Below are 22683 nucleotides of genomic sequence, written 5' to 3'. Positions count from 1 at the left end.
GCTGAGGGGCGCGGCCGGGTGCCGCCGGAAGCGGTGGAGGAGAATCCCCCCACTGTCCTTGGCCGGCACTCGGCGCCTACCCATGCTCCTCGATCTGCGCGGCAAGAAAGCCCTCGTCACGGGCATCGCCAACAACCGCTCGATCGCCTGGGGCATCGCCCAGCAGCTGGCGGCGGCTGGGGCTGAGCTGGGGGTCACCTATCTGCCCGATGAGAAGGGCCGCTTCGAGGGCAAGGTGCGTGAGCTCACCGCGCCGCTCAATCCCACACTTTTCGAGCCGCTCAACGTGCAGGATCCGGCCCAGATCGAGGCGGTGTTCGCACGGGTGAAGGAGCAGTGGGGCTCGATTGATGTGCTTGTGCACTGCCTCGCCTTCGCCGGCAAGGAGGAGCTGATCGGCAACTACTCCGACATCAGCCCTGAAGGCTTCGCCCGCGCCCTGGAGGTGAGTGCCTATTCGCTGGCCCCCCTCTGCCGCTGGGCCAAACCCCTCTTCAACCAGGGCGCCAGTGTGATCACCCTCAGCTACCTCGGCGCCGAACGGGCGATCCCCAATTACAACGTGATGGGCGTGGCCAAGGCGGCCTTGGAGGCGTCGGTTCGTTATCTGGCCGCCGAACTGGGCCCTGAGAAGCAGGTGCGGGTGAATGCGATCAGCGCTGGTCCGATTCGCACCCTGGCCAGCTCCGCCATCGGCGGCATCCTCGACATGATCCACAACGTGGAGGAGAAGGCTCCGCTCAAGCGCACCGTCACCCAGGACGAAGTGGGCGCTACCGCCGCCTTCCTGGCCAGCCCGCTGGCCTCGGGCATCACCGGCCAGGTGATCTACGTGGATGCCGGCTACTGCATCACCGGGATGTGATCAGCGCCTCCGAGCGCATCGGCATCACCGAGCCCATCCAGTCGATCGTGGTGGTGTGCAGGTTGTAGAAGGCGGCCTCCACCTGCAGGCGGCCTCCGCGCATCAGATCGGTGAGCAGCACGCTGGAGTCGACCAGGTTGCGGGCCGCGTTGAGGGTGTGGTGGCGGACGGCCTGATCCAGGTCGTGGTGGCCGCCAAGGTTGACCAGCTCCATGCGCAACTGTCCCACCACCTGGGCCAGGCTCGGCGTGAGCGTCAGCGTCGGGTTCAGGGCCGCCTCCATGGCACCGCAGCGTTCATGGCCGAGCACCACGATCACCGGCACGCCCAGATGGGCCACGGCGTACTCAAGCGAGGCGATCGCCGCGGTGGTGGAGAGGGTGCCGGCGTTGCGCACCACGAACAGGTCGCCGAAGCCCGTGTCAAACAGCAGCTCCACCGGCACCCGGGAATCGGCGCAGCCCAGCACCGCCGCGGTTGGATACTGACCTGATTCCACCTCCAGCATGCGCTCGCGACTGCTGTGGGGATGGAGCGATTCACCTTCAAGGAAGCGCCGGTGGCCTGCGCGCAGCTCGGCGAGCACCGCTTCGGGACAGTTGTTCAAGAAGCGGCCGGATCGGTGCTGGCGATTGTGGCCCGATGCGGGCCTTCGGCTTCGGCATGATTGGCACACTCCGCCCCATTGCCCCGTGTCCTCTCTCCCGGACTTCGATCCCGGCAGCCAAGGCGTCCGCAGCGGCAATGTCCACCGTGTCACCGGTGAAACAGACGTGCGCGTGCGCCTGGGCCTCGATGGCCGCGGCCGATGCCGGGTGAACACCGGTGTGCCCTTTCTCGATCACATGCTCCACCAGCTCGCCAGCCACGGCCTGCTCGACCTGGAGATCAGCGCCGAGGGCGACACCCACATCGATGACCATCACACCAACGAGGATGTGGGCATCGCCGTGGGTCAGGCCCTGGCCCAAGCCCTGGGCAGCCGCAAGGGCATCCAGCGCTTCGGGCACTTCACCGCGCCCCTTGATGAGGCGCTGGTGCAGGTGGCGCTGGATTGCTCCGGGCGGCCCCACCTCAGCTACGGCCTGGTGATCCCGGGACAGCGCATCGGCACCTACGACACCGAGCTGGTGCGGGAGTTCTTCGTGGCGGTGGTGAACAACTCCGGGCTCACCCTGCACATCCGCCAGCTCGATGGCCTCAATTCCCACCACATCGTGGAGGCCTGCTTCAAGGCCTTCGCCCGGGCCCTGCGCCAGGCGGTGGAGATCGATCCGCGCCGCGCCGGCGAGGTGCCCAGCAGCAAGGGCGTGCTGGAGCAGGCGGGCGCCCTGGGCTGAAGGGAATCGCGTCGTCACACTCCGTTACGTGATGATGGAGGCACAACAGCGCTAGTGAAGGATGACCATCGCTCCCAGTCGACCCGAACCCGGCAACGCCGCAGTCACCTCCGCCACGGCGGTCGCAGCCCCTGCTTATGACCGCGCCGACTGGGCTAGTTCCTTCCGCAACGTGGGGACGGAACTCAGCTCCGTGCCCCTTCCCGCCGCCAGCGGCACCATCCCCACCGAGCTCAGCGGCAGCCTCTACCGCAATGGCCCCGGGCGCCTGGAGCGCGGCGGCCGCTGGGTGCATCATCCCTTCGATGGCGACGGCATGATCACCGCCATGCGCTTTGAGGGCGGTGAGGCCCGTCTCAGCAACCGTTTCGTGCGCACTCAGGGCTGGCTGGCAGAGGAAGAGGCCGGCAAGGTGCTCTATCGCGGCGTCTTCGGCAGCCAGAAGCCCGGCGGCCCGCTCGCCAATGCCTTTGACCTGCGCCTCAAGAACATCGCCAACACCCATGTGGTGCGGCTGGGCGAGAAGCTGCTGGCCCTCTGGGAGGCCAGCTCCCCCCACAGCCTCGATCCCACCAGCCTTGAAACCAAGGGGGTCGAACTGCTCGGCGGTGTGCTCGCGGAGGGTGAGGCCTTCAGCGCCCACCCCCGCTTCGATCCCGGCCACCACGGCCAGCAGCGCATGGTCACCTTCGGCGTCAAGGCCGGCCCCCGCAGCACCATCCGTCTGATGGAGTTCGACGCCAGCCCCGGTGCCGCCGCGGGGCAGTTGGTGGCCGATCAAAAGCGCAGCTTCAAGGGCTTCGCCTTCCTGCACGATTTCGCCATCACCCCGAACTGGGCGGTGTTTCTGCAGAACGCCATGAGCTTCAACCCGCTCGGCTTCGTGCTCGGCTGGAAGGGTGCAGCCCAGTGTCTGGATTCCAAGCCTGGAGAGCGGGGCCAGTTCTGGCTGATTCCCCGCGCCGGCGACGGCGAGCCCCTGCAGGTGAGTGCGCCTGAGGGTTTCGTGTTCCACCACCTCAATGCCTTCGAGGATCCCACTGCCGGTGCGGCCGGTCAGGTGGTGGTGGATTCGATCTTCTACGACGATTTTCCCACGATCGGCCCTGGCGTTGATTTCCGCGCCGTCGATTTCGACACCCTGCCGATTGGCCAGCTCAAGCGCTGCCGCATCGATCTGGCCAGCGGTGAGGTGAGCACGGAGCTGCTGGAGGAGCGCTGCTGCGAGTTCGCCATGGTCAACCCCCAGCGGGTGGGCCTGGAGGCCCGCTACGCCTGGATGGCGGTTACCGAGCAGGAACGGGGCAATGCCCCCCTGCAGGCGATCGAGAAGCTGGATCTGATCAGCGGCGAGCGCCGGATCTGGAGCGCGGCCCCCCGGGGCTTCGTGAGCGAGCCCGTGATGGTGCCGCGCCCCCGGCCGGAGGGCGCCCAGCCCCCCGCGGAAGACGACGGCTGGATTCTCTGCGTGGTCTGGAACGGGGCCCGCTGCGCCAGCGACCTGGTGATCCTCAACGCCGCCGACCTCTCTGAGCAGGCGGTGCTGCCCATGCCGCTGGCCCTGCCCCATGGCCTGCACGGCAGCTGGGCGGCCGCAGCATGAGAACCCCGAGAGTTAACGGTATGGAAAAGGTTCCTGGCCTGGCGAGGCTTGTGGCGCAGGTCGGCGCCCAGCTGCTGGCCTGGCTGCTGCTGCTTGCCCACCCCGGCGCCGCCCAGGCCTCCCTGCTCCATTTTTCAGGTGCGCCGCCCGCGGATCTGGGGCTGCAAGACGGACGGCTCAGGGCCTGCTCCAGCCCTGCCCACTGCGCCCGCCAGGACTGGCCACTGGCAGATCCCGAAGCGGCTCTCCAGCAGCTGGCGCTCAAGCTTGGGGCCACCCCCAGGGTGCAGATTGAAACCAGGGTGGGATCACCCCAGCTCAGCTATCTGCATGCCACTGCCGAAAGCCAGCTGTTCGGCTTTGTCGATGATCTGGAACTAGCGCTGGATGCCTCAGGCACCAGCCTTCAGGCACGCTCGGAATCCCGACTGGGGGATTCCGACCTTGGCGTGAATGCCAGCCGGCTCGAGGGGCTGCGCCTGAGCCTGGGCCCGGCCTGAGCCTCAGCCGCGCTGGTGGCGACTGAGGGTGGCAGCGGAGAACACATGGCCCCGCTCCAGGGCAATGGCGGCCACGGCGCTGGCATCGCCAGCAGCTTCTACCCGCTGGCGTAGGGCGGCATCGCCTTCCACTTCGATCAGAAAGGCACTCAGCTGAGCTTTGGACATCGGTGGTGCCTGGTGGTGGATACCTTTCCTTGCTACTCCAGCAGCTGTTGGCACCATTGGCGTGGCCACCTCACACCAGGCCCTGCGATGACCAGCACCACCGCCCGGCCAGCTTTCACTCAGGTGTTCGTGGTGCGCACGGTGGGCGCCACCTTGATCGCAAAGCCTGGTCCCGCAGGTAGTGGGTGAACTCGCCGTTGGCGTAGCTGCGGGCGTAGGGCCGGAGCAAGCGTCCGCACGTTCCATATTCCCCTGGAGGGGCCGGGCCGGGCCGGCCGTGGATGTTTTCTACTGAGATCAGCGATCTTCTTCGATCAGTGCCTCAAGTCGTCCGGCGTCGACAGCGGCCTTGAGGCTGGCGTGGTCGCGCTCCATCTGGTCGGCATAGGCTATTGCGAAGGCTTCGATCGCCCGATCGACCGCCTCCCCCCGACCCAGGTAGCCGCTGATCGTTGCAGCGTCTCCGCCGCGGGCGTGGGCGCGGGCCAGCGACCAGCCGCAGTAGTCGGCGTAATGCTGGAGGCGCAGGGGGGAGATGTCCTCGACCGGATACGACATTTTCATGTCCCGCAGCTGGCGCACAAAATAGTCGTTCCCCATACGGCTGCGGAACCAGCCGAGAAACAAATCGCTGCCCGATTGCATCAGCCGCTGGCCCATCACCACGCGCTGGCCGTGGTTGGGCAAAGCGCTTGGTTGGGTGTAGGGCTCCAGCACGGAAGGGCAGGCTTGCTTGATCTGCAGGATCAGGGGATGCCCATCATCGGAGAAGTACAGGGCCACCAGACAGCGGGTGCCGACGCTGCCGATTCCCACCACTTTGAGAGCTACATCCTCCAGGGTGTAGCGACCAAGTAACACCTGCAGCTCATCGGACAGGGACTGTCGATAATCCTCCAGGTCTTCGCTGATCCGCTGCTCCAGCTCGCCATGGCAGACATGCGTCAGCACTGGAGGCTGGTCGGTGAGCCTGCAATGGCCATCTGCCAGTTTGGTGATCTTCGGAAACAGGTGATCCGCAATCCGCCGGCGTGCCTTGGCGGTGATCGTCTGGCGCGCCTTTCGGATGGCTCTGTTCGGTGCGGCCTCGATCAGATCGTCGGCATCAAAACGGGCGTACCAGACATCGAGGGGGCTGGCATGGATGTACTCCCGCAGATGCTGCCGGTAGGAACGGACACTGCGTCGGGCGGCCTTGCGGCAATTGGCCTCGGAATGACTGTTGTCGCGGCCCGCCAGCACGAAGCTGGTGGCCAGACGCTTCACATCCCACTCCCAGGGGGCAGGGTGTGCCTCATCAAAATCATTGAGATCAAAGATCAGATTGCGTTCTGCGGTGGCAAAGAGCCCGAAGTTCAGTAGATGGCAATCGCCGCAGGCCCACACCTGAATGCCGGAATGCGGTATCAAGCTGAGGTCATGGGCCATCAGGGCCGAAGATCCCCTCATGAAGGTGAAGGGCGTCCGGAGCATTCGGCCGATGCGGATCGGAATCAGCTCCGGCATCCGGCCCGCATTGGATGCCTCCAACAGGGCAATCGGATCACGACTCCCCAGCAAGGGGGACCATTCCGCTAGGGCAGATCGGGGAACCCGCGAACGAATCGCCTTCCCCTTGGCTAAGCGCTGATTGGCGGTGTTGGACCCAGCCAAGGATTGGCTCAAAACGGAACCAGGTTTTCCGCAATCGTCTCATGGGTGCCGTCTATCCGCACGGGCATTGATGAGGGGGACAGAAGTCCCATCTCGCAGATAGGCCTTGCGGCAAGGCTGTGCCGAGAGGTCTTCTTCCCTTTTCAAGGGCCCCTTGGAGGCTCCTATCTGATCATCCCTGACGCAGGGGGAATGCCCGCCGCATCCATCAAAGCGGGACGCCGCCAGGAGTTCCAGGAACTCTCAGTGCACCGGGCGCGACAGCGGGGCATGTCTGAACCAGGCGGCACGCCGTGCAGGACTCTGGGCCAGCGCCTGTGTCATCGCCTGCAGAGCGCTGATCTCCCCTGACGGTGGCTGGCACATCATGGGCTTCGTCCAATAGCACCAGTACTTGGGATGAGCATGAGCACGGCCCCGCCCGACGACGCCCGGCTCGACGCCCTTCGCCAGGAATTCGAGCATGAGGCCAGCTTCAGTCAGGTGTTCGTGGTGCTCACGGTGGGGGCCACCTTGATCGCCACTCTGGGTCTGCTGGCCAACAGCCCGGGGGTGGTGATCGGCGCCATGGTGGTGGCCCCCTGGATCCTGCCGCTGCAGGCGATGGCATTCGAGATCATGCGGGGGCGACTGTTGCTGTTCCTGCGGGCCTTCCGCACCCTGATGCTGGGGGTGGTGATCTGCGTGCTGTTGGCGATGGGGGTGGGCCATCTGGTGGCCTTCCCCAGCTTCGGCAGTGAGGTGATGAACCGCACCAGCCCCAACCTGCTGGATCTGGGGGTGGCCCTGGTGGCCGGAGCGGTGGCGATGTTCGCCAAGTTGCGCAAGGACGCCATTTCGGCCCTGGCCGGCCTGGCGATCGCCGTTGCCCTGGTGCCACCGATGTGCGTGGTGGGGATCCTGTTGGCCTCCTCCTACTGGGCACAGGCCTATGGGGCGTTGCTGCTGTTTACCACCAACTTGCTGGGGATCATGGTGGGGGCGATGGTGGCCCTGGGAACGCTCGAGCGTGTCTACCGGGGCCGACTGTTCCGGAGCAGGCTCGGCCTCACCAGTGTGGCCCTTACCGCCCTGCTGGTGATTCCCCTGGGCAGTAGCTTTTCCCGCCTGGCGAACCAGTACAGGCAGCAGCAACAGGCCCAGCAACTGGAGGCGGCCATCGAGCAGCGGTTACGCAGCAGCACAATCACCCTCGGCGGCGATCCCGCCATCGATCTGGTGGGCCTCAACATCGATTGGCAGCAGAACCCGCCGCTGATCCAGGCCCAGGTGCGGGTCACCGATCCGGAACTGCCCACCCCCAAGCAGGTGGCCGCTGTTCAGGCGTTCATCAATCAGCAACAGGCGCCCCTGCGCTTCCGGTTGGTGATGCAGCGCACCGCCGTGGACCTGATCGGCCCGGAAACCGCGCCCAACCCCCCCGAGCTGGAGGTGCTGCCACCACCGGCATTGCCGCCGTTGCCGCTGGGTGAGCATAAGGAGAAGTAGGGGGGCGCCAAAGTGCCGCCAAAGCGACCCGAAACAATGATTGCCTGTGCTGAACAATTGGAGACCGATTCGGACAGCAGATCCTGGGTGCGGCGTGTCTGGTTTTTCATCCGGATGAGCCTGGTGCTGTTGAGCATCGTGGCCGGCAAGATCCTGGTTCACCGAATGAGTTGGGAGGTGCTGGCCCCGAATCCCCTGTTCCCTGCGCTGGTGGCTTCTGAGGTGTTCCTGCTGGGCTTCCTGCTGAATGGGGTGCTGATGGATTACAAGGAAAGCGAGAAGATTCCGGGTGAACTGGCCGCTGCTCTGGAGTGCCTCGCCATGGAGGTGAGAAGCGTTAGGGAGCTTCATCCGGAAGCCGAGATGAAGGGGGCATTAGCACTGCTGGCGGGCTTCAGCGAAGATCTCCTGGCCTGGATGAACGATGGCGGTCTGGTCACAGGTCTGCTGAACCGCCTCGATGAGCTGCAACTTGTGATCTCACGGCTGGGCATCTGGAACGCCGCTCCGCTGCAGGCCCGCCTGCTGCTCGGACTGGCCAACATCCGACGAGTCGTGGTTCGCATCGAGGTGATTCGTGAAACCACTTTCGTGCCCGCTGTTTACTGGATGGCCTATGCCGGAACGGGCTTTCTGACTGGAGGGCTTGTTCTGACCGACATCGAGCCATTCGGAGAATCTCTTTTCTTCATTGGCGTGATTTCATTCCTGCTGATCAAGCTGCTGCTGCTGATCGCTGATCTTGACAACCCGTTCGCGGCAGGTCATGCCATCTCAGTTGAGAACGTTTCACTGTTGCCTGTCGCTCTGGCCGTCGAGAGACTCAAACGGTTGGTGGAGGCTGGTTGAGCCTGTGGGCCGAACCTTGCGATGGTCGAGGGCAGCCAGGGGCTGCACCATGATCGCCTTCCAGACCGATTGAGCCAGCCGTGACGGGTCCCGTGGTGAGATCAGCTGGTCAGGGGGCTCGGCTCCGCTCTGTCCTGCTGGTGATGATGGCCCTGGGGATGTCCCTGGCCACGGTGCTGGCTTCGCCGCTGCCGCTTCACGCCCAGAAGGAGCTGACGCCGCCGAAGCCGGCCGCCACCAAGGCGCACTGCATTGATCCTCCCCAGTCCGTCACCATCGATGGCCGGCGGGTGCTGGAGATCCGCTCGACGATCGGCGCCCAGGACCCGGTGAAGATCGCCCGCCAGACGACGCATGAGCTGGGCCGCCTGGCCGCGAGCCCGGCCTTCCAGCCCGAAGGCCTCGCCGTTGAGGATGCCCCCCCTTACACCTTCCTTGTTCTCCGCCGCGCCGACGGTGGCTCCGATCGGCTGATGGCCGTCGATGACCGCGTGGCGGCCTGTTTCGATCTGAGCCGCCAGGTGCTCGCCGAGCAGTACCGCAGCCGTCTGGTCAGCGCCGTCACCGCCTACAGGCGCAGCCGCACGCCCATCGCCTGGGTCAAGGGAACAGCCCTGGCCCTGCTGGTGCTCGTCATCTACCTGTTCTGGATACGTATCCAGTCGAAGCTGAACCGCCGGGCAGCCCAGTGGATCGCCTTTGATCAGAGCCGTCAGCTGCAGGGCCTGCGCGTCGGCTCCAATCAGCTGCTCGAATCAGTCCAGATTCGCCAGATCCTGCAGCTGGTCCGCCGGGTCATCCACTGGTCGCTGCTGCTCCTGATCAGCTACCTGCTGGTTCCGTTGTTGCTGGGGTTGTTCCCGCCCACCCAGGGCATTGCCGACGGCCTGCGTCAGCAGATTCTGCAGGTGATCCGCAATGCCCTTGCCTTGGCAGTCGGGGCGCTTCCGAACCTGGTCTCGATCCTGCTGATTGCAGCGGTCACGGTGATGGCGATCCGCGCCAGCAACGCCTGGTTCTCCGCCCTCGAGCGCGGCCGGGTGCGCATCCCAGGCTTCTACCAGGAATGGGCCCTGCCCACGGCCCGCCTGGCCACGATCTTCATTGCCCTGATCGGGCTGGTGCTGGCCTACCCGTACATCCCCGGATCCGGCAGCAAGGCCTTCCAGGGGGCCGGTCTGTTCGTGGGTGCCCTGGCGGCCCTGGGCTCCAGCGCGATCGCCACCAACATCATCAGTGGCCTGATGCTGATCTACACCCGTGCGTTCCGCCTGGGCGACCGGGTGGACATCAACGGCACGGTGGGGGTGGTGCAGGAGCGAGCGTTGCTGGTAACCAGGGTACGCACACCAAGGAATGAGCTGGTGAGTATTCCCAACGCCATAGTGATTGGCGCCTCGGTGGTGAATTTCAGTTTCTCTCGTCGTGAGATCCAGCAACCCGTTGCCATTGCCACCACGATCACCATCGGTTACGACGTTCCCTGGCGCCGTGTGCACGAACTGATGCTGGCTGCGGCCAAGAGTGTCAAGGGGGTCAGTGATGAGATGGCGCCTTACGTGATTCAGACCTCCCTGAATGATTTCCATATCAGCTATGAGCTCAATGCCTTCGTGATCGGGGCGGACACCTACCGAGAAACCCTCTCGGACGTGCTGGCGGCTTTGCAGGATCATTTCGCGGCCGCCAAGGTGGAGATTCTCTCGCCGGGCTATCACGCGATCCGCAACGGCAATGCCAGCACCCTTCCCAAGGTCTGAGCCGTCGCCCCAGCCGGTTCAGCTGTTCAGCCTTTCGCCTCCAGCCCCGCGGCGAGGTAGTGCTCCACCGCCCGCTCGATGTTGCGGTGCATCCGCTCCTTGCCCAGACGCTCGCCCAGCTCCGATCGGCGGATCACTTCCAGCACCGTGGGGTTCAACCCCGCCAGCCAGAGGGAGATTCCCTCCCGATCCAGGCGCCGCTCCGCTTCGGTGATCACCTTGAGGGCGGAGTATTCGATGTCGATCACGGCGCTGCCATCCAGCACCACCACCCTTGGCTGGTGCTGGTTGATCTCCGCGCGCATCCGCAGGAGCACCCCATGGGCATTGGCGAAGAACAGGCGCCCCTCGGCACGGAGCAGCAGCAGCCCCGGCCAGGTTTCATCGCGGGGATGCCTAGCTGAGAGCGGCCGGAACACATCGGTGCTGCGCTTGCGGCCGATGGCATACACAGGCGGGTTCACCTCCTGCTGCACCAGGGCGATCAGGGAGAGGATCACGGCCACCAGGATGCCCTTGAGGGTTCCCAGAAACACCACCCCCAGGAAGGCCACCACGGCCCAGTGAAATTCGGCGTGGCGGACGCGACGGATCGCCAGGAATTCGCCCGGGGCGATCAGCTCGAAGGAATACACGATCACCACCACCGCCAGGGCGGCCAGGGGCATCAGGGCAATCCAGGGGGCCAGCAGCAGCAGCGTGGCCAGGGCCGCCCCGGCCGTCACCAGTTCGGCCACCTGGCTGCGGGCACCGGCCTGGCGGTTCACGGCGGTCTGGGTGGTGCCACCGCCCGCCGCCATCGCTCCGAACAAGCTGCCGCCGATGTTGGCCAGCCCAAGGGCCAGCAGTTCCCGATCGGGGTTCGGGGAGGGTTCATCGGCAGCGCGAAAGGCCCGAGCCGCCGCGATGCTTTCAGTGAAACTCATCATGGCGATGCCTGCCGCGCCTGGCCAGAGCCCGCCAAGCAGATCCAGCCGGGGCAAACTGAGGGCGGGCAGGCCCCTGGGCACGGTGCCCACCAGCTCTACCCCAAAGCGATCGAGCCCCAGCAGGGCGCAGCTGGCGATGGCGATCGCCACCACCACCAGCGGCGCCGGCACCGACGGCCACCGCCGCTTCAGGCTGAACAGCAAGCTGAACAGCCCGGCCGAGAGCAGCAGCGTGGCGATCGAGGTCTGGGGGAGGTCTCCCAGCAGGGCGGCCAGGTCGCGGAAAAAGCCGGCCTTCTCCACATGCAGCCCCAGCAACTTGGGCAGCTGATCCACCACGATCACCAGACCGATGCCGGATTTGAAACCCACCAGCACCGATTCGGAGATGAAGTTGGCGATGAAGCCCAGCCGCAGCAGGGCCGCGCCGCACAGCATCGCTCCCACCAACAGGGCCAGAGTGGCGCTCGCCGCCATCAGGGCGCTGGGTTCGCCGGCCGGCGTCAGCCTCTCCAGCTCACTGCCCACCAGGATGGCCAGGGTGGTGGTGGTGCTGACGCTCAGGGGTCTGGAGCTGCCCAGCAGGGCATACACCGCCATCGGCACCAGGGCCGTGTACAAACCCACCTGGACCGGCAGACCGGCAATGGTGGCGTAGGCCATCGCCTTGGGCAGCACCACTGCCGCGGCGGTCAGTCCGGCGGCCAGATCCGCCCGCCCCAGCCCTTGGTGGTAGCCGCTGGGCAGGAGCGAAGCAGGGAAACGAGCCATGGCGGGGAATGGGAGATCAGGCCGCTCATGAGGTGCTGACTCCACCGGCAATCAGCAGCACCAGGGCCACCAGGCCGATCATGGTGAGTGCCATGGCCGTCGCCATCGAGATCGAGGGCGAATCGAGGTAGACGAAATCATCCTGCTTCAACCGCCGCAGCACCTTGCGGTGTTGGCGGGTGGCGGCTGCCATGGCCAGGATTCCCGTGAGCACAAATCCGATGGAGATCAAGCGCACGCTGAAATGCGCGTGGGAACTGCCCTCGAAGCGGCTGGCCTCGATCGCTCCGATGATCTTGTCGAGACCGAAGCCGAAGCTGATCAGCGACAGGCAGGTGCGGATCCAAGCCATCAGGGTGCGCTCCGCCGCCTCCCGGTTGCGCTCCTTGGCCAGTTCGTTGGTGAGGTTCATGGAGTTGCCGAAGGCAAGGACTGGCTGATCAGGGTTTCGGCCGCAGAGAACGATCCTGCACCGACCGCTGTTCCGTCTCCAGTTCCCTGGCGAGGAACACATTGAGGAAGGTGCGGATTACGGCCACCGCCGCCAGTTGGATCAGGTTGCTGTCCGAGGGAGACGTGGTGGTGGCCACGATGTCGGAGCCGAGCTGGAATTCCAGAGCCATCGCCAGCCAGCTGCCGAAGCTGATCCGGATTGTGCTGGAGGGGCGGTGAGTGTGATGGCCCGCGGCGGGCAGAAATGGCAAGCCAAGGCGAAAGGTGGCGATCACGCCAGCCACCACACAGAGCACCGAGAGTGTTTCCAGGACAAATCGAACGGCACCGGCCAGTCCCTGGAGCAGGGCCTCGGGGGATTCAATCCAGGCCACCTAAGGGGTCACGAAGGGCACCTGCTGCTTCTGGCGCTGCCAGCGCAGGAAGGGTATCGAGAGAAGCACAGTGACCAGCAGGTAAGAGAGCACCGCGAGTTTCAGGCCAGGTAGGCCATTGTCGAAGGTCGTGGCGAACAACAGGGCCAGCCCAGGGTTGCGCATCGAGGTGACCAGGGCGATCGTGGTGCGCTCCCGGGGGTCAGGGCCAGCGATCCAATAGCCGATAGCCAGGGCCGCCAGCACCATCACGGCCATGAAACCCAGGGCCGCCAGGTTGCTGGCTGCGAAGGGCAGCAGCAGTGGCAGCGACTTGATCAGCACCAGCACGATCAGCAGCAGCAGCAGGCCATTCGCCAACTTGTCGAGCGGACCGGACAGCCGCTGGGCCCATCTAGGCCGCCAGCGCCTGAGCATCAGGCCCGCCAGCAAGGGCAGCACCTGGGTCTGGCTCACCTGCAGGGCCACCGCCCTCGGGGTGATGTCCCAGCCGGACACCCCGAGGGCGGATTGGTACAGATCGGCGATCAGCGGGATCGAAACGATCGCGGCCACGGCCACACAGGCCTGGAGCACCGCCGCCAGCTCGCGGTCGCCACCGACCTTGCCGGCCTTGCGCAGGGTGAGGGGAGCACTCGGGGAGGCTGCCATCAGGGCGATGCCGATCTGGGCCGGTTTGGTCAGGGCCAGGCTCAGGGGCAGCTTCAGCAGCACCAGGCCGACCAGAGGCACCAGCACACAGGACCCAATAAGTACCCGGATCACTAGGGCGGGCCTCCGGCGAAGCAGGACGATCGCCTCTCCGGTCAGGCCAACTCCCAGAGCGAACATGATCGTGAACAGGGCGGCGCTGACGATCAGCAGGGTTGCCTGGTCCATGGCGTTGAGGTCGGGGGTGATTTCGGCTGAAGCTCAGGCTGGACGATGGAGGCGGATCAGGGCCGCCGCCCGGGCCCCTTCGGTGGCGCCCGATTCAGCAGATGGGTCAGCCATCCAGGGATGGTGAGCGTCGCCACCAGGATGGTCAGGGAGGTGCTCAGCCGGCTGGAGAAGGTGCGAGCCGTGTCCAGGCCGGAATGCAAAAAGGTGAAGGTAACCAGCACCGCGAAGATGCCGGTGGTGAGCGCACTGGCCGAACGCAGTAGGTCCCTGGGATGGCGGGCAGACTCACCAGCGGCATCGCGGCTGAGACTGTGTCCGGCGACGCAACCGGCCAGGGCAAGACAACCGAGCAGCAGGGCCCTGGTGGCGAGATCTCCCTGCGGTTCGCTCTGCTGGAGTTTCTCCGCCAGCATCACGGCGGAGCCCAGCACCGCGCCACAGGTGGTACCGAGCAGGGCCCACCAGCGCAGCGGGCTGTGGTTACGGCCGATGACCGTGGAGGTGGCGGCCAGAACCAGGGAACTGAACAGCGTGGAAGGCAGAAAGGCCAGATGGCGGCTGATCGCGTAGGCCGCGGCAATGCCGACGAAGGCACCGGCGATCCGGCTCGCCTGGGCAGAGGGGGAATTGGCGTCAGCAACCGGGGGATGGGCCAGCATTCGGATCCACAAGGAGTCTTATCGAATCACGGACGATCAGTCACGACAGAGGCACTCGGATCGAGGACCGTTCCCCTGAGATCAGCATCCTGGAAGACGGCCCCGGTGAGTAGGGCAGCGGTGAGATCAGCGTTGGTGAGGATGGCTCGAGTGAAAATGGCCTGAGTGAGATCGACTCCGGTGAGATCGGCCTCCGTGAAGTTGGCTCCCTTCAGATCCGTACCCTGGAAATTCGCCTTCCGCAAGACGGAGTTGGCGAAGTTGGCCCCACGCCAACGGCTAAAAGGAATCCTCACTCCCTCAAGGTTCGTGTCTCGTAAGTCAACGCCATCCTGCCAGACACCGTCCGATGCGAGATCCTCGATGGCACGGATACGGCTGATACTGACCTGGATTCCCGCTTCTCGCTGCGATATGATTAGTTTCATCAACTCTTGATGTTCTCGCTCCTTGCGCCGACCAGCCTCCAGGATGTACACGAAAGCCGTCGTCACGATACTGAACGATTCCACATTGCCAATACTGATGACGTCCAGATAATTACTAGTTAGGCAGTCCTCTCTTGCTTCAGCCCCCTGGCAGTTGTCGAAACGATTCACAGCAGAGAGCAACACAAAGAACAGGGTCGCTGCGATCAGAATTCTAAAACCAAAGGATTGATCCACCAGCAAAAAGAACGGCGAGGCCCGGCGGCGCTGCTGGCGGGTGTACCAGGTGAACCTCTTTGGAGTTGACACAAGGGAAATGATTGCCGTGCGGCACGTGCCAGGGAAGGGGGAAGGGGCCAGATGTGTCGATAGGCGGAAGCCATGGCTTCAGAGTCGCACGACACAACGGAAACCCATGTGGCAGGTTGAGGTGTCGATGCCCTGGGCCATGCGTGCCGCCGGCCTGTAGCGGCGGCAGTAGCTGGGGGCACAAAGGAACGAGCCACCCTTCACCACCTTGCGGGGCATCGCACCGTGCTGGCTGGTGGGGTCGATGCTGGCCTCACGCGCTGCATCTGCCGCAACGCAACAGCCGCTTCTCCCCTCGGCCGGGAGCCCCCCATCGGCCGCCAGGACATGGTCGCCATACCAGCTGTCGGTCCACTCCCAGACGTTGCCGATGCAATCGAGGAGACCGAAGCCGTTGGCGGGGAAGGCACCCACCGGCGAGGTGCCCGCGTAGCCATCAAGCAGGCTGTTGTGGTGGGGGAAATCGCCCTGGAACGTGTTGGCCACCGGGCGGCCTTCCGGGTGAAGTTCATCTCCCCAGGCGAATTCGGCGCCTTCAAGGCCTCCCCAGGCGGCCCGCTCCCATTCGGCCTCACTGGGCAACTGCTTGCCGCTCCAGGCGGCATAGGCCGCCGCATCCTCATGGGCCACATGCACCACTGGATGGTTGGGGCGGTTCTTGATCGAACTGCCGCGGCCTTCCGGATGGCGCCAATCGGCACCGGGGATGTACTGCCACCACTGGTAGGGGTCCCCCTTTCCCACGGGCCCCGGCGGGGGTACGAACACGATCGAGGCGGGCGCCAGCAGCTCCGGTAGCGCGTCGGGATAGAGGGCTGGATCGGCCGGCCGCTCGGCCAAGGTGATGTAGCCCGTGGCCTTCACGAACTTCAGGAACTGGGCATTGGTGACCGGTGAGCGGTCGATCCAGAACCCCTCCACGCTCACCGGATGGGCCGGAGCCTCCTCGGGGTAGTGGACATCCGAGCCCATCAGGAAGCTGCCCGCGGGGATCCACACCATCTCCCTCGCCGGCGGGCGACCGGGGAGGTTGCGTGATTCCGGCATGGGGTTAGAAACGGAACTGAAGCGGGCCATTGGAGGAGTCTGGCCCCATCGATGGCCCTGGGCGCATGGGCCGGATGGAGGGGGACGCTGGCTGTCAGAGACAGGGCACGCTTCTTGCCAACCACCTCACAACTTAACGATTGGCGCCAATGGGCCTTCGGATCCTTGATGGGCAGGCGAGGCTGTTCGCTACAGGCAACAAGCTCCTGGGGATGCCTCCTGGCAGCGTCAGCTGACCACAAAAGCACTCCAGTGAAACAGAACCATCCAGTCAATCTTGAGGGACCCAATGAAGGCTGAAACGACCCCCTCGAATGCAGGTGACAATCCCGGGGCCGATCGGGATCGTTCAAAGCTCCCGCTGCCGGAATTGCCCTTTCGGGGCAAGGTCGGCAAGACCTATCTCGAATCCGAAGGGGACTGGCCCCGGCTTCCAGCACCGCCGGAGGGTGCCCCGAATGTTGTCGTCATTCTGCTGGACGATGTGGGCTTCGGCCAGGTCAGTACGTTCGGTGGTCCGGTACCGACGCCACAACTGGACAAACTCGCCGCGGAAGGGCTGCGCTACTCGCGTTTTCACACCACGGCGATCTGTGCGCCCTCACGCGCTGCGCTGATCACAGGACGCAATCATCACAACTGTGCTTCCGGCTTTCTCACGGAATGGGCCACGGGCTTCCCCAGCTACAACAACATGATTCCAAAGAGCACCGCGACCATCGGCGAGGTGCTGAGGGGCAACGGCTACAACACGTCGTGGTTCGGCAAGAACCACAACACGCCCGACTGGGAGAGCAGCGTCGTTGGCCCCTTTGACCGCTGGCCGACCGGCATGGGATTCGATTACTTCTACGGCTTCATCGGTGGTGAAACGCACCAGTACTACCCAGTGCTGTTCGAGAACACCGTCGCTGTGGAACCTGCGAAGACGCCAGAAGAGGGCTACCACTTCATGACGGACATGACTGACAAGGCGATCGACTGGATGCAGTACAGCAAGTCCGTGGCGCCGGACAAGCCTGTCTTCATGTACTTTGCCCCCGGTGCGGCCCATGCCCCTCACCATTCACCGCGAGACTGGCGTGAAAAATTCAAAGGTCAGTTTGATGCCGGCTGGGATGCCGTGCGTGAGGAGACCTACCGGCGACAGTTGGAGATGGGCATCATCCCGCCTGATACCGAACTGACGCCTCGCCCCGAATGGGTTCAGCCGTGGGATTCCCTCACTGCCGATGAGAAAACCCTGTACGCGCGGTTCATGGAGAACTTCGCCGGCTATCTCGCCTTCACCGATCACGAGTGCGGCCGCCTGCTCGATGCGGTGAAGGAACTGCCCGACGGCGAAAATACGTTGGTCTTTTACATCGTCGGCGACAACGGTGCCAGCTCCGAAGGAGGCTTTTCTGGCACCGCCAACGAGGTCATGAACCTCAACGGTGTTCCCTCCTCCCTGGCGGACACCATGAAGATCCTCGATGAGATCGGCGAGCCCCATACGGAGCCGCACTATCCGCTCGGGTGGGCCTGGGCAGGCAATGCCCCGTTCCAGTGGGTCAAGCAGGTGGCCTCTCACCTGGGTGGTACCCGTAACCCGATGGTGGTCTCATGGCCGGCAAAGATCAAAGACACCGGGACCATGCGCTCCCAGTTCACGCACCTGATCGACATTGCATCGACCATCCTGGATGTCGCGAAGATCCCAGCCCCGGAAAGCGTCAACGGTGTGGAGCAGAAGCCGATGGATGGCGTCTCCATCGCCTCAACCTTCTACGACGCCGAGGCACGCCCCGTGCGCGAGCGTCAATACTTCGAGATTTTCACCAATCGAGCCATCTACGACAAGGGTTGGATTGCCTGCGCCCAGCACTCGCTGCCCTGGCGGCAGGATCTTGCTCCTGCCCATTGGGAGAATGATCGGTGGGAGCTCTACAACATCGATGAGGATTTCAGCGAAGCCAAGGACCTGGCGGCTCAATTTCCAGACAAACTGGCAGAACTCAAGGCGATTTTCGACGAAGAGGCCGAGAAGAACCACGTCTACCCACTCGATGACCGAGGTTCCGGGAGGCTGGCCGTGCTGAAGCCATCTCCTGGCGGATCGGACCCGAATCGCAGGCACTTCACGTACTACAGCGGTTGTTCGCGGTTGCCGGAGAACGCGGCACCGAACACGAAGAACGTTTCCCATCGGATCACCGCGCAGATCGACATGCCTGAAGGTGGGGAAGGGGTGATCCTGGCGTTAGGTGGCCAGGCCGCGGGCTTCGCCTTGTATGTGCAGAACGGCAAGCTCGTTTATCACTACAACTGGTTTGAGCGTGAGCGCACCAACCTCGTCTCGAATTGTCCTGTCCCCGCAGGGGCGTCCACCGTCTCCATGGAGTTTGCCTACGACGGTGGTGGGTTGGGTAAGGGTGGCGAAGCCGTGATCGGGATCAACGGCAAGGAAGTGGGCCGAACCCGGATTGCCAATACCGTCGCTGGCCGTTTCGGCATCGATACCTTCGGCCTGGGCTCGGACACGGGTTCACCCGTCAGCGATACCTATCGCAAGCCGTTTGCATTTACTGGAACGATCAAGCGCCTGGACATCGAATTGGGGCCGCGCAATCTTAGTCCGGAGGATGAACTAAGGCTCCACGCCATGCATACGGCATTCGCTGGCGCCCATGACTAGGCATGGGGGCTACCGGCCATTCAGAAGATAAGGTAAACGCAGATCCGTCAGTTAACCCGCCCTTGGTCGGCAATTCTTGAGGCAATGTGCATGAATCTCGAACAGCTCATGGGACTATCGCCGCTGGCAGGCGCAGTCGCCAAAGAGGCGTTCATCTACGGCTTTCCGATCGTGGCTGGCTACGAGACGCTCTACAAGCAGGCGGTGGACCTTGAAGGCACCGCCTTCAAGGCGCCTTTCAACGCCATGGGTCACTCCTCTCGAGTGGCGACACCCCAGGATCAGCAGTTCATTACTCCGAACTCCGATACGCCGTATTCCTATATCTGGATGGATCTGCGCGCCGAACCTGTTGTCATCACGATGCCAAAGATCGATGACAATCGCTACTACTGCGCACAACTGATTGATCTTTACACGCACAACTTCGGCTACCTCGGTACGCGCACCCACGGTAACAGTGGTGGTGACTTTCTCATTGCCGGACCCGATTGGAAGGGCGAGAAGCCGGAGGGCATCAAGGCGATCATTCGCTCGGAAACCCAGATCGCCTATGCACTGATCCGCACCCAGCTGTTCAACCCGGCCGACCTTGAGAACGTGCGTGCGATTCAGGCGCGCTACCAGGTGCGTCCATTGAGCCGGTATCTGGGCAACCAGACGCCCCAGGCACCGAGCATCACCTGGCCCAAGCCTGAGGCGGGCATGACCAAAACCTCAGCTCTGTTTCCGTACCTCAACGTCCTGCTTCAGTTCTGCCCGACCCATCCTTCGGAAGAGGAGAAACTCGCGCGCTTCGCCACCCTGGGCATCGGTGCCGGACTGCCCTTCGATCCGGCGAAACTGCCGGCCGATACGGCCAAGGCAGTGGACGATGGAATCGCTGACGCCTGGACGGACGAGGAGGAGCTACGACGGCGACTGAACGCGGGAGAGATCTCGAAGATCGATCTCTTTGGCGATCGGACATTCCTGGAGGGCAACTACCTGCGCCGCTTCCTGGCGGCCAATCTGGGGATCTATGGAAATTCCAAAGAAGAAGCTGTCTATCCGAACTACGGCAATGACAGCGAAGGCCAGCCCTTGGACGCCTCCTCCAACTGCTACACCTTGCGGTTCGAGAAGGGGGCGTTGCCTCCGGCCCATGCGTTCTGGTCGCTCACGATGTACGACGGCAACACCCGCACGCTGGTGGAAAACCGTCTGAATCGCTACCTGATCAATTCACCGATGGCCGAGTCGTTCAAGCAAGACCCAGACGGCTCGGTGACGATCTATCTCCAGAAGGATTCACCGGGGGCGGCGCTGGAATCCAACTGGCTGCCGGCGCCAGCAGGTCCGTTCTACGCGGTGCTGCGCATCTATCTCCCCAAAGCTGAAGTGCTCGATGGCCGCTGGCAGCAACCGGCGATGCACCGAGTGGACAGCCCTGTGCTGGAAACAATCGACACGCGCATCGGCAGGCTCGAGTTCGAGCGCGGCTACCCCTCGCAAGCCACCGTCAAGACACTGTTTGATCAGATGGATTTCCAGCGGGCCACCCAGGCCTACCTGTGGTCGCTGCCGTTGATGGGCTTCGCCCGATGGCAGCAACAGCATGAGCAGGTGTTCGGGGCGAAGGACACCGACCTGGTCATCTACAACAGCTACCGCGACAAGCTGGGCCTGCTCACGGCCAACGCCACCACCCCCTATATCCTCGGCTTCCCCAATCTCGGGCGCACCGGGCCGCTGGTCGTCGAAATCCCGGCCGGGCCAACGGCCGGGGGCATCAGCAGCATGTGGCAACTCGGCGTTGACGGCGGCGAGTTTGGCGAAGCAGGCCCCGACAAGGCCATGGGCGACAAGATCCTCGTGCTGAGCCCGGTACACGAGGATCCGATGGCTGCGGGGTACCGCGTGGTGCGTGCACCGACCGTCAGTGTGTTCATCGGTTTTCGCGTGCTCAGTCCCGACCCGCAGGTCGCCAAGGCGCTGCTCGAGAAGTTCCGCATCTACCCCTACAGCGAGCGCGCAGCACCTCAGGCCACTCGATTCGTTTCTCCCGGCGGCAAGCCCTGGAGCGGCACCCATCCGCGCGGCATGGCCTATTGGGACTTACTTGCCGCCACACTCAACCAGGAGCCTGTTCGCGAACGTGACCGCCTCATGATGGCGATGCTCAAGCCCCTGGGCATCGAGAAAGGCAAGCCCTTCGAGCCGGACGCGCGACAGACCGAACTCCTGAGCGAAGCGGTGCTGGTCGGTGAAGCGATGGCACGTGCCAATGCCTATCAGAAACGCTTCGCGACTGCGGCCATCTGGCCGGACCGGCGCTGGGAGATCTCGCTGGGTTTTGAGCCCGGCGCGGAACCCGAGTTTTCGGCGCCGCTGGATGAATATGCGTCGTGGTTCTACGAGGCGGTGACCGCCGCCAAGGCCATGGCCACCAAGGTGCCCGGCGTGGGACAGACCTACCTCGAAGCCACCAAGGACCGGGACGGCAACTGGCTTGACGGCGGCAAGACCTATCGCCTGCGCGTGGACGCCCATGTGCCCGCCAAGCAGTTCTGGTCGGTGACCGCCTACGACAACGAGTCCCGCTGCTTCATCGACAACAAGGAAGAAATCGCCGATCGCTCGTCACGCATGGATTTGATCAAGAACGCCGACGGTTCGACGGACATCACCTTCGGGCCGACCGCTCCCACGGGGATGGAGAAGAACTGGGTCCCGACGATTCCCGGAAAAGGCTGGTTCACCTACTTCCGTTTGTACGCCCCGACCGAGCCCTATTTTGATCGCAGCTGGAAGCTCGCCGATATCGAGCCTGTGGAATAAGCCTTGATCCAAAGCCGGCGGATCGAATCAGGCCCAAGGTTTGGTGCCAGACACCTGAACACCAAGGGCCAGGCCGATCAGCTCAGGATCTGGCGCAGCACGAGCGCCTGAATCTCGATGGACGTGAAGATCATCGAGAAGCCGAGCGCCAGCTGGATCACGCTCAGCACCAATCCCAACAGCTGGAGGAAGCGAGGCTGGATCACCCGCAGGATCGGCCGGGCGAACAGCATCGCCAGGAGGTTCACCGCCATAACGGCCACCAGCAGACCCATCAGCCAGAACGGCGTGCCCTCCAGCTGTCGCACAAGGGCCGACATCGTGATCACCACGGCGATGCCGTAGGGCGTGAGAATTGTGGGGAACACCAGCGGTTGCACCACCTGGGCCATGGAGGGCTCGGCTGGGGGCGGATCGGGGCGATCGTCCTCGTCGCCGTACTGGGCCAGCACCATCCGCAACGCCACCAGAACCAGCACCAGTCCGCCGGAAAACAGGATCGCCGTGAGCGGGATGTTGTAGTTGATCAGCAGCTTCCAGCCCGAGAGAGCCAGGACGATCAGCACGGCCGTGGCGATCAGGGAGGCGCGCCAGGCCATGCGCCTGCGCAGGGGGGGATCGGCGTGGGCGGTGAGCTTCACGAAAGCCGGGATGATCTTCAGCGGGCCGATCGTGAGGATCAGGATCGGGATCAATGCCCGGTAACCACCCATCCCGCCGTAGAACTCCCGCAGCTTCGGGATCAGGCTGGCCTGGGCCTCGAACCTCGAGGCTGGCACGGCAGCCGCCGCCGCGGACGCAAGGCAGGCCACCAGAACGCCGCCAAACAGCAGCAGCAGGGAGGACCGAGGGGAAGGTGGGCGCATGGACCGGAATCTTGCACGGCCAGCGATGGTGGGCACGCCTGAAGCCGATTTCTGCAACGGAGTTTGGATGCCCCCAGATCCCCAATGAGCATCGCCGTTCTGGGTGGCGGCCCGATGGGCCTGGCATGCGCCACCCTTCTCCTCGCGCTGGGGCAGCCGGTGAAGGTGTGAAACCACGGCACCCTGACGATCTTTCAGGCTGACGCCCTGTTGCGGCAGGTGTAGTTCTCACCACAGCCGGA

The 22683-nt window shown here is 64.1% G+C and carries 20 protein-coding genes; 9 read left to right on the top strand and 11 right to left on the bottom strand.

What is annotated here, in order from left to right; all coding sequences use genetic code 11:
- Positions 1 to 82: 82 nt before the first annotated feature.
- Positions 83 to 865, top strand: coding sequence for an enoyl-ACP reductase FabI (gene fabI, locus KBY67_RS05390; protein WP_255109518.1), 783 nt, complete (start codon positions 83 to 85; stop codon positions 863 to 865).
- Here fabI and KBY67_RS05385 read toward each other — a convergent pair.
- Positions 852 to 1472, bottom strand: coding sequence for a carbonic anhydrase (locus KBY67_RS05385; RefSeq protein ID WP_255109516.1), 621 nt, complete (start codon positions 1470 to 1472; stop codon positions 852 to 854). The two genes, fabI and KBY67_RS05385, sit on opposite strands and share 14 nt — an antisense overlap.
- Before the next feature lie 85 nt (positions 1473 to 1557).
- On the opposite strand from KBY67_RS05385, the gene hisB reads away from it, so the two are divergent.
- The 3 genes from hisB (at position 1558) to KBY67_RS05370 (ending at position 4308) form a co-directional block, all read left to right on the top strand.
- Positions 1558 to 2205, top strand: a complete 648-nt coding sequence (hisB, locus tag KBY67_RS05380; RefSeq protein WP_255109514.1) for an imidazoleglycerol-phosphate dehydratase HisB — start codon at positions 1558 to 1560, stop codon at positions 2203 to 2205.
- 61 nt (positions 2206 to 2266) lie between these two features.
- Positions 2267 to 3808 carry a carotenoid oxygenase family protein gene (locus KBY67_RS05375; RefSeq protein ID WP_255109513.1) on the top strand — a complete coding sequence of 514 codons (1542 nt, stop codon included), beginning with the start codon at positions 2267 to 2269 and terminating at the stop codon, positions 3806 to 3808.
- A gap of 20 nt (positions 3809 to 3828) precedes the next feature.
- Positions 3829 to 4308 (top strand): DUF1499 domain-containing protein, encoded by a 480-nt coding sequence (locus KBY67_RS05370; RefSeq protein WP_255109510.1) that lies wholly within the window; start codon positions 3829 to 3831, stop codon positions 4306 to 4308.
- A gap of 3 nt (positions 4309 to 4311) precedes the next feature.
- Here the strand turns inward: KBY67_RS05370 and KBY67_RS05365 are convergent, their stop codons facing one another.
- A complete protein-coding gene (locus tag KBY67_RS05365) occupies positions 4312 to 4476 on the bottom strand; it encodes a Nif11-like leader peptide family natural product precursor (protein ID WP_255109508.1) in 165 nt (54 codons plus the stop codon).
- Positions 4477 to 4773: 297 nt separating this feature from the next.
- Entirely contained in the window at positions 4774 to 6006 is a 1233-nt protein-coding gene (locus tag KBY67_RS05360) for a DUF2252 domain-containing protein (RefSeq protein WP_255109506.1), read from the bottom strand.
- 528 nt (positions 6007 to 6534) lie between these two features.
- Between KBY67_RS05360 and KBY67_RS05355 the strand changes: the two genes are divergently transcribed.
- The 3 genes from KBY67_RS05355 (at position 6535) to KBY67_RS05345 (ending at position 10226) form a co-directional block, all read left to right on the top strand.
- Positions 6535 to 7617 carry a DUF389 domain-containing protein gene (locus KBY67_RS05355; RefSeq protein ID WP_255109504.1) on the top strand — a complete coding sequence of 361 codons (1083 nt, stop codon included), beginning with the start codon at positions 6535 to 6537 and terminating at the stop codon, positions 7615 to 7617.
- Between the two features lie 222 nt (positions 7618 to 7839).
- Positions 7840 to 8466 (top strand): hypothetical protein, encoded by a 627-nt coding sequence (locus KBY67_RS05350; protein ID WP_255109502.1) that lies wholly within the window; start codon positions 7840 to 7842, stop codon positions 8464 to 8466.
- A gap of 92 nt (positions 8467 to 8558) precedes the next feature.
- Positions 8559 to 10226, top strand: coding sequence for a mechanosensitive ion channel family protein (locus KBY67_RS05345; protein WP_255109499.1), 1668 nt, complete (start codon positions 8559 to 8561; stop codon positions 10224 to 10226).
- 26 nt (positions 10227 to 10252) lie between these two features.
- On the opposite strand, the gene KBY67_RS05340 is transcribed toward KBY67_RS05345, so the two are convergent.
- The 7 genes from KBY67_RS05340 to KBY67_RS05310 form a co-directional block, all read right to left on the bottom strand.
- Positions 10253 to 11926: a SulP family inorganic anion transporter gene (locus KBY67_RS05340; protein WP_255109497.1), complete on the bottom strand. Its 1674-nt coding sequence runs from the start codon at positions 11924 to 11926 to the stop codon at positions 10253 to 10255.
- A 25-nt stretch (positions 11927 to 11951) separates the two neighbouring features.
- Entirely contained in the window at positions 11952 to 12338 is a 387-nt protein-coding gene (locus KBY67_RS05335; RefSeq protein ID WP_255109495.1) for a YidH family protein, read from the bottom strand.
- A gap of 28 nt (positions 12339 to 12366) precedes the next feature.
- Entirely contained in the window at positions 12367 to 12753 is a 387-nt protein-coding gene (locus tag KBY67_RS05330) for a DUF1622 domain-containing protein (RefSeq protein WP_255109492.1), read from the bottom strand.
- Positions 12754 to 13632, bottom strand: a complete 879-nt coding sequence (locus tag KBY67_RS05325) for a bile acid:sodium symporter family protein (protein WP_255109490.1) — start codon at positions 13630 to 13632, stop codon at positions 12754 to 12756.
- 56 nt (positions 13633 to 13688) lie between these two features.
- Positions 13689 to 14294: a hypothetical protein gene (locus tag KBY67_RS05320; RefSeq protein ID WP_255109488.1), complete on the bottom strand. Its 606-nt coding sequence runs from the start codon at positions 14292 to 14294 to the stop codon at positions 13689 to 13691.
- 26 nt (positions 14295 to 14320) lie between these two features.
- Positions 14321 to 14959: a pentapeptide repeat-containing protein gene (locus KBY67_RS05315; RefSeq protein ID WP_255109486.1), complete on the bottom strand. Its 639-nt coding sequence runs from the start codon at positions 14957 to 14959 to the stop codon at positions 14321 to 14323.
- 150 nt (positions 14960 to 15109) lie between these two features.
- Complete coding sequence (locus KBY67_RS05310; protein ID WP_255109484.1) at positions 15110 to 16078, bottom strand: formylglycine-generating enzyme family protein; 969 nt, start codon at positions 16076 to 16078, stop codon at positions 15110 to 15112.
- Positions 16079 to 16367: 289 nt separating this feature from the next.
- Here KBY67_RS05310 and KBY67_RS05305 point away from each other — a divergent pair, with 289 nt between their 5' ends.
- Complete coding sequence (locus KBY67_RS05305; protein ID WP_255109482.1) at positions 16368 to 18755, top strand: arylsulfatase; 2388 nt, start codon at positions 16368 to 16370, stop codon at positions 18753 to 18755.
- Positions 18756 to 18845: 90 nt separating this feature from the next.
- Positions 18846 to 21575, top strand: coding sequence for a DUF1254 domain-containing protein (locus KBY67_RS05300; RefSeq protein ID WP_255109481.1), 2730 nt, complete (start codon positions 18846 to 18848; stop codon positions 21573 to 21575).
- A 77-nt stretch (positions 21576 to 21652) separates the two neighbouring features.
- Here KBY67_RS05300 and KBY67_RS05295 read toward each other — a convergent pair whose 3' ends face one another.
- Positions 21653 to 22441 carry a MarC family protein gene (locus KBY67_RS05295; RefSeq protein ID WP_255109479.1) on the bottom strand — a complete coding sequence of 263 codons (789 nt, stop codon included), beginning with the start codon at positions 22439 to 22441 and terminating at the stop codon, positions 21653 to 21655.
- Positions 22442 to 22683: the final 242 nt, after the last annotated feature.

Origin of the sequence: Synechococcus sp. RedBA-s (assembly GCF_024345495.1) — a bacterium.
GTDB lineage: Bacteria > Cyanobacteriota > Cyanobacteriia > PCC-6307 > Cyanobiaceae > Regnicoccus_A.
Note: the sequence above shows the minus strand (reverse complement) of the source record. Positions and strands in the feature narration are given on the sequence as shown.

Bases quoted from the DNA above. Each gene is read 5' to 3' on its own strand.
- KBY67_RS05300 (WP_255109481.1), top strand. From the start codon at position 18,846: ATGAATCTCGAACAGCTCATGGGACTATCGCCGCTGGCAGGCGCAGTC.
- KBY67_RS05295 (WP_255109479.1), bottom strand. From the start codon at position 22,441: ATGCGCCCACCTTCCCCTCGGTCCTCCCTGCTGCTGCTGTTTGGCGGC.
- KBY67_RS05355 (WP_255109504.1), top strand. From the start codon at position 6,535: ATGAGCACGGCCCCGCCCGACGACGCCCGGCTCGACGCCCTTCGCCAG.
- fabI (WP_255109518.1), top strand. From the start codon at position 83: ATGCTCCTCGATCTGCGCGGCAAGAAAGCCCTCGTCACGGGCATCGCC.
- KBY67_RS05305 (WP_255109482.1), top strand. From the start codon at position 16,368: ATGAAGGCTGAAACGACCCCCTCGAATGCAGGTGACAATCCCGGGGCC.
- KBY67_RS05340 (WP_255109497.1), bottom strand. From the start codon at position 11,926: ATGGCTCGTTTCCCTGCTTCGCTCCTGCCCAGCGGCTACCACCAAGGG.
- KBY67_RS05335 (WP_255109495.1), bottom strand. From the start codon at position 12,338: ATGAACCTCACCAACGAACTGGCCAAGGAGCGCAACCGGGAGGCGGCG.
- KBY67_RS05325 (WP_255109490.1), bottom strand. From the start codon at position 13,632: ATGGACCAGGCAACCCTGCTGATCGTCAGCGCCGCCCTGTTCACGATC.
- KBY67_RS05310 (WP_255109484.1), bottom strand. From the start codon at position 16,078: ATGCCGGAATCACGCAACCTCCCCGGTCGCCCGCCGGCGAGGGAGATG.
- KBY67_RS05370 (WP_255109510.1), top strand. From the start codon at position 3,829: ATGGAAAAGGTTCCTGGCCTGGCGAGGCTTGTGGCGCAGGTCGGCGCC.
- KBY67_RS05375 (WP_255109513.1), top strand. From the start codon at position 2,267: ATGACCATCGCTCCCAGTCGACCCGAACCCGGCAACGCCGCAGTCACC.
- KBY67_RS05320 (WP_255109488.1), bottom strand. From the start codon at position 14,294: ATGCTGGCCCATCCCCCGGTTGCTGACGCCAATTCCCCCTCTGCCCAG.
- KBY67_RS05365 (WP_255109508.1), bottom strand. From the start codon at position 4,476: ATGTCCAAAGCTCAGCTGAGTGCCTTTCTGATCGAAGTGGAAGGCGAT.